This window comes from Ancylobacter sp. FA202 (assembly GCF_000380205.1).
Taxonomy (GTDB): Bacteria; Pseudomonadota; Alphaproteobacteria; order Rhizobiales; family Xanthobacteraceae; genus Ancylobacter.
The window spans coordinates 49,027-65,549 of the sequence record NZ_KB904820.1; the positions used below are offsets into that span (position 1 = coordinate 49,027).

General features: G+C 62.9%; 17 protein-coding genes and 1 pseudogene. 14 read left to right on the forward strand and 4 right to left on the reverse strand.

Features of this window, described 5'->3' with window-relative positions; all coding sequences use genetic code 11:
* Nucleotides 1-157: 157 nt before the first annotated feature.
* The 4 genes from A3M1_RS25425 to A3M1_RS0124595 form a co-directional block, all read right to left on the reverse strand.
* Nucleotides 158-595: a thermonuclease family protein gene (locus A3M1_RS25425; RefSeq protein ID WP_198291199.1), complete on the reverse strand. Its 438-nt coding sequence runs from the start codon at nt 593-595 to the stop codon at nt 158-160.
* A gap of 146 nt (nt 596-741) precedes the next feature.
* The gene (locus tag A3M1_RS26620; RefSeq protein ID WP_157626341.1) at nt 742-1,002 is read right to left on the reverse strand and encodes a hypothetical protein; all 261 of its coding nucleotides are present in this window, start codon (nt 1,000-1,002) and stop codon (nt 742-744) included.
* Between the two features lie 143 nt (nt 1,003-1,145).
* Nucleotides 1,146-2,426, reverse strand: coding sequence for a plasmid replication protein RepC (gene repC, locus A3M1_RS25430; RefSeq protein WP_018391650.1), 1,281 nt, complete (start codon nt 2,424-2,426; stop codon nt 1,146-1,148).
* A 498-nt stretch (nt 2,427-2,924) separates the two neighbouring features.
* Nucleotides 2,925-3,263, reverse strand: coding sequence for a helix-turn-helix domain-containing protein (locus A3M1_RS0124595; protein ID WP_018391651.1), 339 nt, complete (start codon nt 3,261-3,263; stop codon nt 2,925-2,927).
* A gap of 808 nt (nt 3,264-4,071) precedes the next feature.
* Here A3M1_RS0124595 and A3M1_RS25570 point away from each other — a divergent pair.
* The 14 genes and pseudogenes from A3M1_RS25570 to istA all read left to right on the forward strand — a co-directional run.
* Entirely contained in the window at nt 4,072-4,719 is a 648-nt protein-coding gene (locus tag A3M1_RS25570; protein WP_081621882.1) for a transglycosylase SLT domain-containing protein, read from the forward strand.
* Nucleotides 4,720-4,752: 33 nt separating this feature from the next.
* Nucleotides 4,753-5,082 carry a TrbC/VirB2 family protein gene (locus tag A3M1_RS0124605; protein ID WP_018391653.1) on the forward strand — a complete coding sequence of 110 codons (330 nt, stop codon included), beginning with the start codon at nt 4,753-4,755 and terminating at the stop codon, nt 5,080-5,082.
* The gene (locus A3M1_RS0124610) at nt 5,082-5,432 is read left to right on the forward strand and encodes a type IV secretion system protein VirB3 (protein ID WP_018391654.1); all 351 of its coding nucleotides are present in this window, start codon (nt 5,082-5,084) and stop codon (nt 5,430-5,432) included. The genes A3M1_RS0124605 and A3M1_RS0124610 overlap by 1 nt, the downstream gene beginning before the upstream one ends.
* On the forward strand, nt 5,422-7,779 hold the full coding sequence (locus A3M1_RS0124615; RefSeq protein ID WP_018391655.1) for a VirB4 family type IV secretion/conjugal transfer ATPase: 2,358 nt from the start codon (nt 5,422-5,424) through the stop codon (nt 7,777-7,779). The genes A3M1_RS0124610 and A3M1_RS0124615 overlap by 11 nt, the downstream gene beginning before the upstream one ends.
* Before the next feature lie 14 nt (nt 7,780-7,793).
* Nucleotides 7,794-8,486, forward strand: coding sequence for a P-type DNA transfer protein VirB5 (gene virB5, locus A3M1_RS0124620; RefSeq protein ID WP_018391656.1), 693 nt, complete (start codon nt 7,794-7,796; stop codon nt 8,484-8,486).
* Nucleotides 8,483-8,716, forward strand: a complete 234-nt coding sequence (locus A3M1_RS0124625) for an EexN family lipoprotein (RefSeq protein WP_018391657.1) — start codon at nt 8,483-8,485, stop codon at nt 8,714-8,716. The genes virB5 and A3M1_RS0124625 overlap by 4 nt, the downstream gene beginning before the upstream one ends.
* Before the next feature lie 46 nt (nt 8,717-8,762).
* Nucleotides 8,763-9,677 (forward strand): type IV secretion system protein, encoded by a 915-nt coding sequence (locus A3M1_RS0124630; RefSeq protein ID WP_018391658.1) that lies wholly within the window; start codon nt 8,763-8,765, stop codon nt 9,675-9,677.
* Nucleotides 9,678-9,765: 88 nt separating this feature from the next.
* On the forward strand, nt 9,766-9,969 hold the full coding sequence (locus A3M1_RS26625) for a hypothetical protein (protein WP_018391659.1): 204 nt from the start codon (nt 9,766-9,768) through the stop codon (nt 9,967-9,969).
* 12 nt (nt 9,970-9,981) lie between these two features.
* A complete protein-coding gene (locus A3M1_RS0124640) occupies nt 9,982-10,650 on the forward strand; it encodes a virB8 family protein (protein ID WP_026221509.1) in 669 nt (222 codons plus the stop codon).
* The gene (gene virB9 / locus A3M1_RS0124645) at nt 10,650-11,522 is read left to right on the forward strand and encodes a P-type conjugative transfer protein VirB9 (protein WP_018391661.1); all 873 of its coding nucleotides are present in this window, start codon (nt 10,650-10,652) and stop codon (nt 11,520-11,522) included. Before A3M1_RS0124640 ends, virB9 begins: the two co-directional genes overlap by 1 nt.
* A gap of 10 nt (nt 11,523-11,532) precedes the next feature.
* The gene (gene virB10 / locus A3M1_RS0124650; RefSeq protein WP_018391662.1) at nt 11,533-12,690 is read left to right on the forward strand and encodes a type IV secretion system protein VirB10; all 1,158 of its coding nucleotides are present in this window, start codon (nt 11,533-11,535) and stop codon (nt 12,688-12,690) included.
* A gap of 29 nt (nt 12,691-12,719) precedes the next feature.
* Nucleotides 12,720-13,784 carry a P-type DNA transfer ATPase VirB11 gene (gene virB11 / locus A3M1_RS0124655; RefSeq protein ID WP_018391663.1) on the forward strand — a complete coding sequence of 355 codons (1,065 nt, stop codon included), beginning with the start codon at nt 12,720-12,722 and terminating at the stop codon, nt 13,782-13,784.
* Nucleotides 13,781-15,115, forward strand: a complete 1,335-nt coding sequence (locus A3M1_RS25445; RefSeq protein ID WP_018391664.1) for a DNA topoisomerase — start codon at nt 13,781-13,783, stop codon at nt 15,113-15,115. The genes virB11 and A3M1_RS25445 overlap by 4 nt, the downstream gene beginning before the upstream one ends.
* A gap of 107 nt (nt 15,116-15,222) precedes the next feature.
* Nucleotides 15,223-16,517 (forward strand): annotated as a pseudogene (gene istA / locus A3M1_RS25450) (IS21 family transposase); the annotation flags it as partial.
* Between the last annotated feature and the right edge of the window lie 6 nt (nt 16,518-16,523).

A 16,523-nucleotide genomic window follows, 5' to 3' on the forward strand; every position in this document is an offset into this window, starting at 1 on the left:
TTACAGGGGCGCAGCGATCGCTCAGAGAAAACTGAGCGTGTCGGATCCGGGCTAGGATTCTGATCGGGGCGAGCCGATTCTTACGGTAAGAGAAAAGGCGCAGCGGTGTATTGCCAGCTCAAGAACGGGTGTCGTTTGATGGGCTCAAATGCGTGCCTCACCGCGATGTTTGCTTCCGCCACTGAGCGGGCGCGTCGAACGTGCCGGCCCACAGACCGCGCCGGGCGATCTGCGCATCGCGTTGTTCCACCGAATATCTGCCGCCGCTGTATCGGACATAATCGATTGCCCAGCCGGCCCGCACCATTTCGCGATTGAGGGAGATGCCGGCCGCCGTGTCGCACTCGGCGACCAGTCTCTGATAGGAGTCAACGTCCAGGGGTCGGCAAACGACATTGCCGCCGCGGCCGATCAACTGCGAAAGAAACGCGGTCGCTCGACTCCCACAAGGGTAGGGGCGACCCTGCCCTTTGAAGCAGGGCTGGGCGCTTTCCGGCGCATCAATGCCGAACAGCCGGATCCTCGCGTGCTGCCCCGCGATCGCTAGCGTGTCGCCGTCGATCACCGTCGCGCGGCCGACGATCTCGCGTGACATAGCCGTCGGGGTAGGCGCCGCCACCTCCTTTCCCGCGCGAGTTGCCGTTCCGGACCAATCATACCCAGCAACTACCAAGAGACCAGCAGCGAAGAGCATAGTCAGTTGGAGCGGCCTCATGGCCCTTCTTATCCGCCAGAAGAGCCTCATTCCTTGGTCCGGGGCTTGGGAGTGTATGACAATGCGGCCTCATCGATCACGCCGTTCGGAGCGAGGCGGCCCTGCACCACGGCAAACCGGTCCTCGCGCATCGGTCCATCGGCGATGACAGACTTGAGGCAGCGACGGAATGTCTTGCCGGCGACGCGAACATATAGCTCGATACCGCCGCTCGATCGGAGACGAAGCGTCACCTCGGGCTGAGGAGAAGGCTCGGGCACATAAAGGTCGAGGGGTAGACGTGTCACGGGAACAGGAATCGATATCTTGGGATGCCCGACATCAATGGGGCTCGACACAACCGCAGACGCGAGAAACGGTGGAGTCAACTTTTGTGGATGGACCTTCGGAAGAGGCCCATTGTTCGGAACAAACCGCTGTCTTCGTTGCATTAATTGGCCTCTCCGAGCGTATTCTTGGCCATGGCGAAGAGGCTCCGCGAAATGAAGAGCTCGCCCTTGGTTCCCCGCTGCACAAGCCCGCGCATATAGGCGCCCGCATTCTTGACGTCACCATTGAAAGCGCGCTGCACCGTCACGGCCAGAGCCGCGATCGCGAGATCGGTGCCGAGCTGCGATTTAGCTTCCTCCCAGACCTGGGGGTTGATGTAGGCCATGCGGCACAGCGGCTGGTTGGCGCCGCGGAGGCTGGACCATGATGCGAAGATGTCTGGCAGCGTGTCTGCCACGTCGGGGCACGCCTGCTTCACAAGCGGCAGCGTAATATTGAGAATGTCGCTGTCAGCGGCCTTGCGCGCGGCTTTTCGGTCTTGCTTGACCCCGCCGCCGCAGCAAGGCTTTTTCCGGAAAGCCTCTTCGCCGAAGGCGCTCGTATGTGCGTGTCGGTCGTTAGACCGACACTGATTGTCTCTACTCTCTACGATGTCACTAGGGGCTGTATCTTGTATGTGGCGCTCATCTTGCGCTGCATTGGCGTCCAAAATCTCTGATTTTACGAAGGCTGCCAAAAGGTCGCTGATCGTCGTGTGGACAAGCTGAAGATCGTCGGCAATAGCGTCGATGATCTCTCGGCAGGCCCCGCGCGGAAGGCGCGCGAGGATGCTCTGATAGGCCGATTGATGTCCGGGCCAATCGGCCGGCACACACCCCCGCACGCCGGTCTCGATCATCTTGGTGATGTCGCGTCGGAGCAACGACAGCCGCTCTTTCGAGCGGCGCAGGGCTCTCTTCTCAGCCTGGACGGTCTGGGCGAGCCCTAGCAATTCCTCGGCGCGCGCGACGATGGGCGAGAGGTCGAAGCCGAACGCCTGCTCGATCTGCCCGTCCCTGCCTTTCCGTGCGAACCGTTTGCCGTTGGGACTGTCGCGCCGGATGATAAGCCCACAATCAACAAGCACCGCAATGTGCCGCCGCAGCGTCGACGCCGGCATGCCGTTGGCCCGTGACGCGAGGTGGTCGTTTGAAGGCCAGACGATGTGTTCGCTGTCACCCGACAAGGCTGTTTCCGGATGGAAGGAGAGCAGGGCGTGAAGGATCGCGAGGGAGCGATCCGTAGCACCGACCAACTCTCTGGCCTCTCGTATGGCCTTGAAGACCTGCCATTTATGAACAACGGCGTCGGGTTTCGCCGATTGGGCGACGAGCTGGGAGGCGATGTGCCCCAGGTCCAGGCGTCGTTGGCCGAAGGGCGTGACGAACATCTGAGGCGCCATCAGCGATCGCTCCCGCCTGGTGCGGCTGGTGCCGCTAGAGACGCGAGGCGGCCTGCGCCGACCTGTCCGGTGACTTTGATGGCATCTAAGCCATGGGTATGATTTGACACCGTTTTCTCCTGAAAACGGCAAAAAGGGTTCGTTCGCCAGGAAGGGCGTTTTCGCTTGACATCGATTCATGTCCTGGCGAAACTAAACCCACAAAATGTTTGGGTGGTTTTGGTTCAGTTTCGCGCTGGCGAGGGCTATTCCCGAAGACCGAAAGGCTTCGATGTTGGTAGCATCGGAGCCTTTCCCTTTTTGTCCGTCCGCTTCTCCTAGGTTGCAGATGCGATCGAACGCCGACTCTATGGGTTGGTCGGTCGATTCGAGCGCTTGGCGCGCAACATTAAGCGGGATCGGGAACCCGGGGCAATCATTTATTGTCTGCATATATGTTCTATATTGCGATAGAGGCGTGTGACATATACGCCTCATATGCTGCTAATTCGGCAGCTGCTACAGAGATAGCGCCTTGTCCGCAAGCGCGTAGACAAAGACGCGACCTCGACCTCCATCATGCGTTTCGGTCGAGTGGGTCAGCAACCCGCGCTCTTCCAGAGATTTAAATAGCTCAACAATGACCTGACGCGGTGCTTTGAGGCGGTCTTTGAGCTTTGAGACGGTGATTTTCTCACCGTTCAGATGCATCATGTAAATGTAAGACATTATGCCCGCTTGCTTCAAGCGATGGCTTGCCGTCTCTCCCTCGCGCTCATCCTCGACGATGCAATCCATCAATTTGGCAACGAAGATCAGTGTTTTAAGCGGGGTATCGGCCGCATATGGGCTTGGCATGGCGTTCTCCGTTGCATAATATAAGCTGCAAATAGGTCGATGAAAGGCAGGTAACTGCCTTAATTGCCGGGCTTCGGGGTTGATCGCCCCGAAAGCCAGCGGCTTTTCACGGGGGCGCCAAGTCCATGAAGACGGCTGGGTTGAGCGAAGAGAATGGCGTGCGCGCAAGCGGATTGTACCACCCGGCACAATCTCTGGGTGGTGCTCGCACTGGCCAGTTTAGTTTTGCGGGCATGAGCAAAGAGAAGGAATCATCGGGAGCGGGTGGAGAGCTTCGCGAGAAAAGCGGGCAGAGAAGTGTCAGCGTCGGCTTTACTACAACTTTTGTGGGGTGCGCCCTAGCCAGCACAGTTTTTTTTGCCGCTCCAGCGCCAGCGAGCGATTGGGGCTGCCAGGTATTGCTGTGCATTTCCAATCCTGGGGGGCCGATGCAGTATGCGGCATGCGTCCCCCCGATCACTCAACTGTATGACGTGCTGCGGTCGGGAGGGAGTTTCCCGACCTGCACTGGTATTGGATTTTCATCCTCGGTGCCGCGAGTCGAGCCCTATCGGTGTGAAGACGGGTCCGTCTTGACTCGGGTCGAAGACTCCTCGGGTTCCGGCAAATTGACCTGCCGCTCGGTTACACGCCAGCCAGTTGAGCTGGACAAGTGCAGGGGTCGCGACGCGAGCGAGACGGCACGGCTGGTTCTCAGCGACGGCAAACGGGTTTGCATGGATTACACGCACACTCGCCCCAAGGTTCGTGAGCAACCGACTTATGTCGATGTGACCATAGAGGGTGTCACTCAGCGGATCTGGTTCTGATGCCCGGCGCCTTTCTTGCTGTGGCGGAAACCTGCGCGCCAATGGTGGATCCGGCGGCGCTGGCCGCCATCGTGCGGCTCGAAAGCAGCTTCAATCCGTTGGCGATCAGGGTGCATAGCGACGCGGTCCTCAAGGGACAGCCGGCGACAAAGCAGGCGGCGGTCGCCGCCGCGAACGATCTGTTGGCGAAGCGTGCAGAGTTCAGCCTTGGGCTCGGCGGCCTGAGTGTCGAGATTGGCCGGAAGTACGGACTAAGCCTCGAAGAGATGTTCGATCCATGCAGAAACCTCGCTGTGACGGGGGAATTGCTGGCGGGCTATCTCCGCGCATCGGCCAAGGCGGGCGCCGGAGACGGCGCGTTCGGCGCAGCTTTCGCACGCTATTTCGGGCAGGGGGAAGAGGAAGCCGGCTACCTCGCGGGCTACGACCAGCGAGCGTTGTCGGCGATGGCGGAGCTGCGCCCGCTTCTTCCTGAACTGCCCCTGACTATCGGCTCTCATTCGGTCGCCGCCGAGAAGGCGGCGACCGAAGAGGCGCGGCCCGCGCCCGGCAAGCGGTCGGCCGCTCCACTCCCATCTGCGCCGCCGTGGGACGTCTACGGCAACACCAGCGGCAGCCGATCACACGTTCTCATTTTCACCCCGTGACATCACTCGATGATGCAAGCAGGAGCAAATCCGATGACGAAGCATGCGAAGGACGCGACAAACGACGGGCTCGTTTCGCGTTCGCGTCGCCTTAGTGCCCCTCTGATGATGGGCCTGACCCTGGCACTGATCGGCGCGGAGCCTGCCTTTGCGCAGGCGACGGGTATTCAGACCGCCCTCGAAAGCCTGATCAGCATGATCACCGGCGGCGTCGGAAAGGCGCTCGCGGTTCTGGCGATCATGGGCGTGGGCATCGGCTGGATGTTCAACGTGATCCAGCTGCGCACGGCGGGCTTCGTCGTGATCGGCATCGCCATCGTGTTCTCGGCCGCCACCATCGCGTCGATGCTGGGGGCTGGCTGATGTCGAAGGCCGCCGGCGAGCCCGGGCTTGAAGAGGAAATGCTGTTTCTCGCCTGCACGCGCCCGGCGGTCTTTGGTGGCGCGCCGATGGAGACGTTGCCCGTCAACGCCGCCATCGGCCTGCTCACCGGCTTCATCCTGCTCGACAATTTCATTGTCGGCGTCGCGATCACGGCCAGCCTTCACATGGTCTGCCGCGAAATTGTGAAACGCGACCCGAACCGCTTCCGTCTCATCGCCGCGTGGCTGTTCACGTCCATGCGGTGTTTCAACCGGGATTATTGGGGCGGCTCCAGCGTGACGCCGCTCCAGACCATCCGCCACTACGACGAGCGCGATTATGGCCTCTGACAACGCAGCTCTCCGGGCGCGGGAGATCGAACCCGAGAGCCGCATCCCGCATGTGCGGCACGTCGACGAGCATGTCATCGCGCTCGCTGGCGGCGCGCTCATGACCATGATCGCCGTGGAAGGCATCTCTTTCGAGACGGCCGGCGTCGACATCATCAATGCGCGCTATCGTGGGCTCGACACGATGCTGCGCAACATCGCGGATGATCGGCTGGCGGTATGGAGCCATGTTGTTCGGCGCCGCGAGACGACCTATCCGGCCGGCTCCTTCGATCAGGCGTTCGCTTCGGGCCTGGATGAGCGCTACCGCGAGCGGATGGTCGGGCAGGAACTGTACCGGAACGACCTGTTCATTTCGCTGGTCTGGACGAGCGATCCGTCGTCGCTGGCAAAGATGGCGGGCCTTGCACGGCGCGCCCGCAACGGCGGCGTCGAGGTCAATACCGAGGCGCTGAAGCATCTGACGGATGCGCGCCAGACGATGATGGGGTTGCTCGCCGACTTCCGTCCTCGGCTGCTGGGCCTCTATGAGGCGGACGGGCTGATGTGGTCCGAGCCGTCCGAAGTGCTTCACCAGCTGGTCGGCGGTCGGCGTGAGCGTGTCCCGTTGACGATGGGACCGATCTATTCGGCGATCTACACCGATCGGGTCATCTTCGGCCGGGAAACGGCGCAAATCCGGCATGAGGCCGGGGATCGCGTCGCCGGGGCGCTGTCGCTCAAGGAATACCCCTCGCGCACCCGTCCCGGCATGCTGGATGGCCTGCTGGCCCTTCAGTGTGAATTCATCCTCACGCAGTCCTTCGCCTTTCGGTCGAAAGGCGACGCCCTGGCGCTGTTCACGCGCAAGCAGAACATGATGACGGCCGGCGGCGACAAGGCCGTCTCGCAGATCGACGACCTGATCGACGCCGCCGATGACGTGCAGGCCAATCGTATCGTCATGGGTGAGCATCACCTCTCGCTGATGGTCTTCGCGGGCGATGTGAAAACGCTCGGGGAGCATTTGTCGAAAGCGCGGGCGGAGCTGGCGAACGGCGGCGCCGTCGTGGCCCGCGAGGATATCGCCCTGGAGGCGGTATTCTGGGGGCAGCTGCCGGGCAATTTCTCGATGCGCCCGCGCTCGGGGGCGATTTCGTCCCGGAACTTCGCGGCGCTGTGCCCGCTGCACTCCTATCCGATAGGGCAGGCGGAAGGGAACTATTGGGGTCCGGCGGTCGCGATGCTGAAGACGGCATCGGGCGCACCGTTCTATTTCAACTTCCATTACGAACAGCTGGGTTCGACGTTCATCTGCGGCCCGTCCGGATCGGGCAAGACCGCCCTGATGAACTTCCTGCTGACGCAGATTACCAAGCATGCGCCGCAGGTGGTGCTGTTCGACAAGGACCGCGGCGCCGATCTGTTCGTGCGCGCGATGGGTGGCACCTATCTGCCGCTGCAGAATGGTCGCCCGACCGGCTTTTCGCCGCTCAAGGGGCTGGAGCTGACAGAGGCGAACAAGGTCTTCCTGTCGCGCTGGATCGAGCGCCTGGTGCGTGGCGGTAGGCCGATCACGACGAATGAACAGCGCGCCATCGAGCAGGCCATTACGGCGCTGGGCCAGCTGGATCGGCGGGACCGCTCCATCGGGGCGCTGATCCAGTTTCTCGATACGACGGACCCCGAAGGCGTGGCCGCTCGCCTGCGCCGCTGGGCGGCCGGCGGCGCGCTGGGATGGGTCTTCGACAATGACGGCGACGCCATCGGAGAGGGGGCGCAATTCCTCGGCTACGACATGACGGACTTCCTCGACAACGAGGAAATCCGCATGCCGCTGATGTTCTACCTGTTCCATCGGGTCGAACAGATGATCGACGGCCGGCGGATCGTCGTTGTGATCGACGAGTTCTGGAAGGCGCTCGCGGATGAGGGCTTCCGGGACTTCGTGCAGAACAAGCTCAAGACCATTCGGAAGCAGAACGGTCTGATGGTGTTCGCCACGCAAAGCCCGCGCGACGCGATATCGAGCCCGATCGCGCATACGGTGATCGAGCAATGCGGCACGCAGATATTCCTGCCGAATGAGAAGGGACAGCACGCCGACTATGTCGGCGGCTTCCGGCTCACCGAGCGGGAATATGAGCTGATCTCGCGCGACCTTCAGAAGGCGTCCCGGCGCTTCATCGTCAAGCAGGGTCATGGAAGCGTCGTGGCCGAACTGAACCTCGCGGGCTTCGGGGACGAAATGTCGATCCTCTCCGGCACGACGGCCGGCGTCGATGACCTTGAACAGATCCGCAAGGAAGTGGGCGACGATCCGTCCCGCTGGCTTCCGCTCTTCTACAGCCGTCGTCGCGGCGCTTAATCAGGAATCCTGGCATGTCTCGGCTGCGCCTTGTCCTCATCGTCACCACCTTCCTGTCGGGCTCGCTTGGAGCGAGTGCGCAGGGCATTCCAGTCCTCGATACGACCGCGATCGCGAAGCAGGTCGAACAGATCGCTCAGCTGAAAAGCCAGTTGGACACGCTCAAGGAGCAACTGGCGCAGGGCCAGGCGCTGTTCGATTCCATGAATGGCGTGACGAATATGAGCAACGTCGCCGGCCTGTTGAACGATCCGGAGATCCGCAACGCCCTTCCTGGGAATTTCTCCGAGGTTGAGGGGCTTCTGCAGGGCAATGGCTCGGGGGCCTTCGGGTCCTCGGCGCAGCGCCATCTGGATAGCAATTCGAGCTACCAGACCAATGCCAACGACTTCTACGCGCAGGAGCTGGCGAAGGTCCAGAAGCAGAACGCCGGCCAGCTGTCCCTAGGCGAACAGATGTACGAGGCCGCGACGAAGCGGGTCGATGGTCTCGAAGAGCTGCGCAAACAGATTTCCAAATCGTCCGACGCCAAGGAGGTCGCCGCTCTGTCGGCGCGCATCCAAAGCGAAAGCGCTCTGCTCCAGACCGATACGCTGCGCATGCAGGCGTTGAAGATGGTGCAGGACGCTCAAATCAAGGTAGACGAACAGCGGGCGCGTGAGAACTGGCGCCAGAAGCTGGATAATATGGAGAAGTCTTTGAAATGAAGAAAATTCTTATTGCAGCCGTCGCCTGCCTCGGCCTCGCCGCCTGTAACGGCAACGATGAAAAGGTCTACACGGTCGACGAGCTTGTGAATGACCCGGCTACACTCGAACGCATCTACAACGAGTGCAGCAATGACCCGGGCCGGCTTTCCGAGACGCCAAATTGCAAGAATGTTGCACAAGCGCGATGGAAGAGCCGGCTCAACAACATGTCTAAATCGCTTCAGTAGGGCTGCTGTGCGGCAGCGCGGCTGAATAAGAAAACGGGGCGCCGGCATGGCTGGTTACACGACATTCGAGAGCATCGAGGACAGTTTCACGGCGCCCCTGGAGAGCTTCATCTCTTCGGGCTCGTCGAACATCGCGTCCGCGATTGCCGGCCCCCTGTCTCTGGCGGTTACGCTCTATGTGATCATCACCGGCGTCCTGATGATGCTGGGAAAGATCGACACACCGATCCGGGAAATTGCCCTTCGGGTGATCAAGCTGGGCTTCATCATCGCGCTCATCAAAGAGAGCGGGACGTATCAGCAGTTCGTCACCGACATCTTTTTCGAGAGCCTGCCGAATGAGATTTCGGCGGCTCTATCGACCGGGAGCGCGATCAGTGGATCGAGCCTTGACGGTCTGATGACGCAAATTCAGGTGACTGCCACGAAGATCATGGCAGCGGCGGGCTGGGACTATACGATCGTGACCTATGGCATGGCAGCCTTGCTGCTGATCATTATCGCATTGATCACGCTCGCGATCTCCTTCGTCGTGACGCTGTACGCCAAGATCGCTCTGACGCTGGTGCTCGCTCTCGGTCCGATTTTCATCGCCTGCGCGCTGTTCGATTCAACACGTCGGATGACAGAGGCGTGGTTCGCTCAGGTCATCAATTACGTCGTGCTGCAGGTGCTGGTTTTGGCGCTCGGGTCGCTGCTCGTCGATATCCTGGACTCGCAAGTCAGCTCGGCGGGCAGCTTCTCCGACGTCTTGATGATCCCGCTGTCGCTCGGGGCGACCTTCGTGGCGGCCGGCTACATTCTGTACCAGCTGCCGCAGCTTGCCGCCTCGCTCGCCGGGGGAGGGATGTCCTTGGCCTATGGCACATTGGCGAAAAACGATGCGCGGGGAAGCGCGGTAGCGCAAAGCGCGCGGTATCTGGCCGGGAAGATGCGCGGCGGCTCAAAGGGAAAACAGTAAGGCCCTGACAAATCAACCGAATTTTGAGCCGGCCGCGAGGCCGGACACCACCCCTAACGCTCTGCGTCAGAGAACTGGACCTGAATTGATGAGAAAGCCGACCGCCTTAATCATCCTCGCGCTGGGCCTGATGGTGTCGGGCTGCGCGTCGATTCAGTACCCGTTGCCGTCCTGCGACGGCTCTGCCCGCCGGCCCCTCAACCGTTCGGTGTGGGATTCCACCTCCATGAGCACCCAGCCGGTGCCGACCGGGTTGGAAGTGGTCGCCGGCGCGACGCCGGCCGCGAGCTAAGGGGAGGGGATGATGGTGCCGACCAAGAGCCTCGACGAGTATTTCGAGAGGGCGCGCCGCTTCGATCAAGACCGGGTGATCGCGGCGAACCGCTCGCGCAAGGTGGCCTGGACGATCGCCGGTTTGTCGGGCGCGGTCGCGCTGGTGGCAGTGGCGGCTGTTGCCGGCCTGACGCCTCTCAAGACGGTAGAGCCCTTCGTGGTGCGGGTCGATAATTCGACCGGCATCGTCGATGTGGTGTCGGGGCTGAAATCGGGTCCGCTCGAATATGATGAGGCGGTCCGCAAATGGTTCGCGGCCCGCTATGTGCGCTCCCGCGAGGGCTTCGCGGCGAGCGAAGCTGAAGAGAGCTTTCGGACCGTGATGCTGATGTCGGCGCCGACCGAACAGGGTCGTTTCGCGGCCTGGTTCAACGGCCGCAATCCCGAGAGCCCCCAGAACATCTATGGGGAACGGGCGACAGTCAGGATCAAGGTCAAGACCATTGCGCTGATCGGCTCGAACGTCATGCAGGTGCGCTATCTGCGCACGATGACGCGCGGCGATGAGGTGAACCAGACGCACTGGATCGCCACGCTGACCTATTCGTTCGTCAACGCGCCGATGTCCGAACAGGACCGGCTTGTGAACCCGCTGGGCTTCCTGGTGAGCGATTTCCGAGCGGACCCGGAGGTAAACTGATGAACCGCTTCACCATGCTCTCGGCGGCGATCCTCATCGCGGCCTCCGCGCCGGTCGGCACAGCGCTCGCGCTGGAAACGCCGGTCGCGGCGCCCCGCGATAGCCGCATCCGGTTCGTACAGTTCGAGCCGTACAACGTGGTGCGGATCATCGGCACCCTGCGCTCATCCGTTCAGGTCGAATTCGCGCCGGACGAGGAGATCGTGCACGTCGCCACGGGCAACAGCATTGCCTGGGAGGTGGCGCCGGCGGGGAGCATTCTGTTCCTCAAGCCGCGCGAGAAGCAGGCCGTGACCAACCTGCAGGTCGTCACGGCACGCCGGGACGGCTCGAAGCGCAGCTATCAGTTCGAGCTGACGGTTCGGGAGGGGGCGGTTGGTCCCGGCTCCGACACCTATTTCCTTGTGAAATTCCGATACCCCGGCGACGAAGCCGAGGAGCGGCGCCGCGTCGCTGCCGCCAGGGCGGAAGCTGCGAAGGCGAACCAAGCCGACAAGGTGCTGGAGTTTCACGGCGCGTTCGGGCCGCGCAACTGGCGCTATTCGGCGCAGGGATCGCAGGTCATCGAGCCGGCGTCGGTCTACGACAACGGCAAAGTGACGACGTTCGCCTTTTCGGGGAACACCCAGATTCCGGCGATCTACATCGTGAACGCCGATGGGTCGGAGAACCTGGTGCCCAGCTCGACCGATGGCGATCTGGTCATGGTCCATGCCATTGCCGCGAAATTCGTTCTGCGGCGCGGCAAGGAAGTCACCTGCATCTTCAATGAGGGTTACGTGCCGGCCGGGATCAATCCGGGCACGGGCACGACGTCGCCATCGGTGCAGCGCGTCGTAAAGCCGGCCGCCGCGTCTACCCCGGCACAGTGAGGAAGATCCGATGTCTGATGCCGATCATGAGAAGGATGGCCTTGCGGGTGAACGCGGAGCGCTTCGGGCCACGCCAAGCCGCTTTGGGATCGACGCCAGGAAGCTCCTGGGCGGGGCCGCGTTCATCGCAGTAGGAGCAGCGGCCCTGGTCTATTCCTCGCTCGGGAATGAGAAGGCGGGTGAACCGGCCAAGCCGGATAACGTCATCCGCTCCAACGTTCCCTACGAGCCGGCGCCGGTGCAGCTGCCGAAGGTGGAGCCTGTGCCTGCCCCCGTTCGGGAGCGCGCCGCCGCTGTTGTGGCGCCGGTGCCTCAGCAAGAGCCCGACCCTCTTCTCGGGTCCGCAACCCGCGCGCCGGTCATCGCCTTCAGCGCGGGAACCGCACGCGGCGGCCAGGGCGCGCCGAGTGCCCCCGGCGATGACGCCTATGTGGCGGTGCAGCAGCAGCGGTCCGATGACGAGGCGCGCTTTCAGGGGCTGTTGAAGCCGACGGTCCTGCAAGGATCGAAAGCGGGCACTCTGGGAAATCGGAACTTCATCGTGGCTATGGGCGCCTCGATTCCATGTGTGCTGGAAACGGCGCTGTCGTCGGACCAGCCGGGCTTTTCCAGCTGCGTCATCCCGCGCGACGTGCTCTCGGACAATGGCCGCGTCGTCCTGATGCCCAAGGGGACGCAGGTCGTGGGCGAATATCGGGGAGGGCTGCGCCGTGGTCAGAGCCGGCTGTTCGTGCTCTGGACGCGGGCAAAGACGCCGGATGGGGTCATTATCTCGCTGGCGTCGCCGGCGACGGATGGCCTCGGCCGGGCGGGTTTCGACGGCTATGTCGACACGCATTTCTGGGAACGCTTCGGCGGCGCGATCCTGATGTCGATGATGAGCGACATTTCGAGCTGGATCGGGGATGAAATCTCCAAGGGCAGCGAAGTGTCGGCCACTCAGACCACGAGTTCGGGCGAAGACGCTGCCGCGATCGCCGTCGAGCAGTCGATCAATATCCCGCCGACCCTGATCAAGCATCAGGGCGAGGTGGTGTCGATCTTCGTCGCGCGCGACCTCGATTTCTCCAACGTCTACACGCTGAAAGTCACGGAACCGCTCGGCAAGATCTACGATCGCGGGGTGCTCGGTGACTTCGGCATAGCCGATCCCTTGATCACGAAATAGGCCGCCGGCCGCAACTCAGGGAATTAGCGATGACTGCCACGCAGGACCCCTTGGTCGTGCGGGCGCTCTTGCGCCCGTTCGACCAGTTTCTCTCGGACGACGAGGTATTCGAGATCGTCGTCAACAGGCCGCATGAGGTGCTTGTCGAGCGCCGCGACGGGTGGAAAGCCTATTCCTTCCCTGAGCTGACATTCGAGGCCCTGACGAGCCTCGGCCGGGCGGTCGCGACCTGGTCGCACCAGACCATCTCGGAATCGCGCCCGCTGCTCTCGGCGACGCTGCCGGCGGGCGAGCGCATCCAGATCGTGTTCCCTCCGGCTGTCGGCGCCGGCACGGTGTCGATCACGCTGCGCAAGCCATCGTCCAAGACCTTCACGCTCGACCAGCTCGACACGTTCGGGCTGTTCGACGACGTGCGGACGGTTGTGCAGTTCAATCCGGCCGATGAGAAGCTGATCGCTTTGCATCGCTGCGGCGACTGGTCCGAATTCCTTCGGCAGGCGGTTCGCGCGCGCAAGAACATTGTGATTTCGGGCGCGACGGGCAGCGGCAAGACGACCCTGTCGAAGGCGCTGATTGCCCATATCCCGCTTGATGAGCGGGTCATCACCGTCGAGGACACGCCGGAGCTGGAGATACCCCAGACGAACGCGGTGCGCCTCTTCTACTCGAAGGGAGGGCAGGGGGTGGCGAAGATCGGCCCGACCGAGCTGCTGGAATCGTGCATGCGGATGCGGCCGGATCGGATATTGCTGCAGGAGCTGCGCGACGGAACGGCCTTCGATTACATCGTCAACGTCAATTCGGGGCACCCGGGCTCGATTACGACGGTGCATGCCGATAGCGCGCTGCTGGCGATCGAGCGGCTGACGCTGCTGGTGAAGCAGAGTGAAGCCGGCCGCGATCTCGCGCGTGATGACGTGCGGGCGTTGCTGACGACCATGATCGACGTCGTCGTTCAATGCCACAAGGTAGCCGGCCGCTTCCGCGTCACCGAAATCGACTTCGCGCCGGCGCGCCTCGGTGGCGATAGCGCTGCTCGCCAGGACGTGCTGCCTACAGTTTCGACGAGCAAGCCGGGGCTGGCAGCATGAACACCGTGATCATCTGTGAAAAGCCGTCTCAGGCCCGCAATCTGCGCGCGGCTCTCGGCGATCGGCATGGCCGCATCCTTGCCGCCCAAGGCCACCTCCTGCGCCTGGAAGCCCCGGAAGAGGTCAATGAAGCGTGGCGGGTCTGGAGCCTCGATGTCCTGCGCCCGGCAAAGGGCCGGTATGGCTGGCGCGCCGACGAGGGCGACGGCAAGGCGGAACGTCTCGACGAGATCCGCAAGGCGCTGTCGGGCGCCGGCCGTGTGATCATCGCCACGGACTGCGACCGCGAGGGACAGGCGATCGGCGAGTCCCTGGTTCGGCATCTCGGCTTCACGGGCGAGGTGCTGAGGGCGATGTTCACCGCCGAGGACGAAACCTCGCTGAAGGCGGCATTCGCCGCGCTGAAGCCGAACGCGCATTGGGCCAATCTCTTTGCGGCCGCCGTGGCGCGCGCTCAGTCGGATCAGATCTTCAATCTGACGATGACCCGGGCCGCCACTGTGAAACTGAGGCCGGAGGGCTGGCGCGGACCGCTCGGGATTGGCCGTGTCCGCACGCCGACCCTGGGGCTGGTCTGCGCGCGCGAGCTGGAGATCCGCAGCTTCGTGCCGCGCGATTTCTACGAGATCGAGGCCGTCGTCGCCGGCGCTGCCGGCGAGGCGTCCCTTTGGTACCGGCCGCGCGGAGACGCGCGGATCTTCGATCCGGCGAGAGCGGACCGGATTGCCCTCGCGGCCGCGAGCTATCAAGGACCGATCGAGGTCTCACGGGAGGCCCGGAAAGCGGCACCGCCGCGTCCCTTCGACCTGCCGTCGCTGCAGAAGCACGCCGGCAAATGGGGCTGGGGCGCAAAGAAGGTCCTCGATGTCGCCCAGGCGCTCTATGAGCGGCACAAGCTGATCACCTATCCCCGGGCGGAAACCCGCTATTTGCCCGAGAACCTGGTGCCGAGCGCCGACAATCTGCTGACTGCCCTGCGCGGCATTGACGGGCTGGCGCCGCTGCTGCCGGCCGCCGCGGTTATTCGCAAGGGCAAGTCCGGTCTCTGGTCTGACGCCGGCATTGCCGGCGCCAGCCATCATGCCCTTATCCCGAACGTCAACGCCCCGAACATGTCGGCCAGCGTGGCGGCACTGGATCATGACGAACGAATGCTGTTCGACGCGATCGCGCGCGCTTTCATTGCCGCGATCTCGCCGGACCATGAGTTTGACGAAACCACGCTCTCATTTCCTGTGCAGGTACCGGAAGAGCCCGGCTCGATCGAGGTGCTGCGATTTCAAGCGCGAGGGCGCGTGGTGACGCGCCCGGGCTGGAAGGCCGTCTGTTGATTTCCATTTAGAGTTGACCCGGCAGGGACGGATTTTTCCATCGAGAAGTGACCCATGTTTTCACCTCGTCTCACGCGGGCTACGCGGGGGACAGCGGAGTGATCGACATGGAGTTATTGAGCGTCATCAGACGCTGGCATCATCGGGATCGTCGCTCGATCCGAGAGATATCCCGCAGCACCGGCCTCTCGAGGAACACCGTGCGCAAGTATCTGCGGGCGGACAGCGTCGAGCCCCAGTTTCAGGCTCCTGACCGGCCGAGCAAACTCGATCCCTATGCCGACAAGCTNGCGGCGATGCTGCNGGTCGAGAGCGGCAAGTCGCGCAAGCACAAGCGCACGGTCAAGCAGCTGCACGCCGATCTGGTGACGCTCGGCTATGAGGGGTCGTACAATCGGGTGGCTGCCTTTGCCCGCGACTGGAAGGCCGCNCGGCTGCGCGAACAACAGACCAGCGGCCGCGGCACCTTCGTGCCGCTGGCTTTTGTGCCCGGAGAGGCCTTCCAGTTCGACTGGTCTGAGGACTGGGCGATCATCGCCGGTGAGCGCACCAAGCTGCAGGTCGCTCATGTGAAGCTGTCCTACAGCCGCGCCTTCACGCTGCGAGCCTACCTGCTGCAGACCCACGAGATGTTGTTCGATGCCCACAACCACGCCTTCCGGGTGCTGGGCGGCGTGCCGCGGCGAGGCATCTACGACAACATGCGAACGGCCGTCGACAAAGTCGGCCGGGGCAAGGAGCGCCGGGTCAACATCCGCTTCTCGGCCATGGTCAGCCACTTCCTGTTCGAGGCAGAGTTCTGCAATCCGGCCTCCGGTTGGGAGAAGGGGCAGATCGAGAAGAACGTCCAGGATGCCCGTGTCAACGGGCACCGAACTTCCCCTCGCTGGACGCCTTGAACGAGTGGCTGGAGACCCCGTGCCAGGAGCTATGGACACAGATCGAGCACGGCGCGCAACCCGGCTCAATCGCCGATGTGTGGGCTGAGGAGGTCCGCCACCTGATGCCGATGCCGCGGCCGTTCGACGGCTTCGTCGAGCACGCCAAGCGCGTTTCCCCGACCTGCCTCGTTCATCTGGAGCGCAATCGCTACAGCGTGCCGGCGTCCTTCGCCAACCGTCCGGTCAGCCTGCGGGTTTATCCCGACCGGATCGTCGTCGTCGCCGAGGGGCAGGCGATCTGCGAGCATCAAAGGGTGTTCGCTCGCTCCCATGACCGCCAGAGCCGGACTGTCTATGACTGGCGCCATTATCTGGCCGTGGTCCAGCGCAAGCCCGGCGCCCTACGCAACGGCGCGCCCTTCGCCGAAATGCCATCGGCGTTCCGGTCCCTGCAGCAGAATCTGCTGAAGCGGCCAGGCGGTGACCGCGAGATGGTGGAGATTCTGTTCCTGGTCCTTCAATCGCGG

Excerpts from the sequence above, each read along its gene's own strand:
- A3M1_RS25425 (WP_198291199.1), bottom strand. The coding sequence starts at position 595 with ATGTCACGCGAGATCGTCGGCCGCGCGACGGTGATCGACGGCGACACG.
- repC (WP_018391650.1), bottom strand. The coding sequence starts at position 2,426 with ATGGCGCCTCAGATGTTCGTCACGCCCTTCGGCCAACGACGCCTGGAC.
- A3M1_RS0124595 (WP_018391651.1), bottom strand. The coding sequence starts at position 3,263 with ATGCCAAGCCCATATGCGGCCGATACCCCGCTTAAAACACTGATCTTC.
- A3M1_RS25570 (WP_081621882.1), top strand. The coding sequence starts at position 4,072 with ATGCCCGGCGCCTTTCTTGCTGTGGCGGAAACCTGCGCGCCAATGGTG.
- A3M1_RS0124605 (WP_018391653.1), top strand. The coding sequence starts at position 4,753 with ATGACGAAGCATGCGAAGGACGCGACAAACGACGGGCTCGTTTCGCGT.
- A3M1_RS0124610 (WP_018391654.1), top strand. The coding sequence starts at position 5,082 with ATGTCGAAGGCCGCCGGCGAGCCCGGGCTTGAAGAGGAAATGCTGTTT.
- A3M1_RS0124615 (WP_018391655.1), top strand. The coding sequence starts at position 5,422 with ATGGCCTCTGACAACGCAGCTCTCCGGGCGCGGGAGATCGAACCCGAG.
- virB5 (WP_018391656.1), top strand. The coding sequence starts at position 7,794 with ATGTCTCGGCTGCGCCTTGTCCTCATCGTCACCACCTTCCTGTCGGGC.
- A3M1_RS0124625 (WP_018391657.1), top strand. The coding sequence starts at position 8,483 with ATGAAGAAAATTCTTATTGCAGCCGTCGCCTGCCTCGGCCTCGCCGCC.
- A3M1_RS0124630 (WP_018391658.1), top strand. The coding sequence starts at position 8,763 with ATGGCTGGTTACACGACATTCGAGAGCATCGAGGACAGTTTCACGGCG.
- A3M1_RS26625 (WP_018391659.1), top strand. The coding sequence starts at position 9,766 with ATGAGAAAGCCGACCGCCTTAATCATCCTCGCGCTGGGCCTGATGGTG.
- A3M1_RS0124640 (WP_026221509.1), top strand. The coding sequence starts at position 9,982 with ATGGTGCCGACCAAGAGCCTCGACGAGTATTTCGAGAGGGCGCGCCGC.
- virB9 (WP_018391661.1), top strand. The coding sequence starts at position 10,650 with ATGAACCGCTTCACCATGCTCTCGGCGGCGATCCTCATCGCGGCCTCC.
- virB10 (WP_018391662.1), top strand. The coding sequence starts at position 11,533 with ATGTCTGATGCCGATCATGAGAAGGATGGCCTTGCGGGTGAACGCGGA.
- virB11 (WP_018391663.1), top strand. The coding sequence starts at position 12,720 with ATGACTGCCACGCAGGACCCCTTGGTCGTGCGGGCGCTCTTGCGCCCG.
- A3M1_RS25445 (WP_018391664.1), top strand. The coding sequence starts at position 13,781 with ATGAACACCGTGATCATCTGTGAAAAGCCGTCTCAGGCCCGCAATCTG.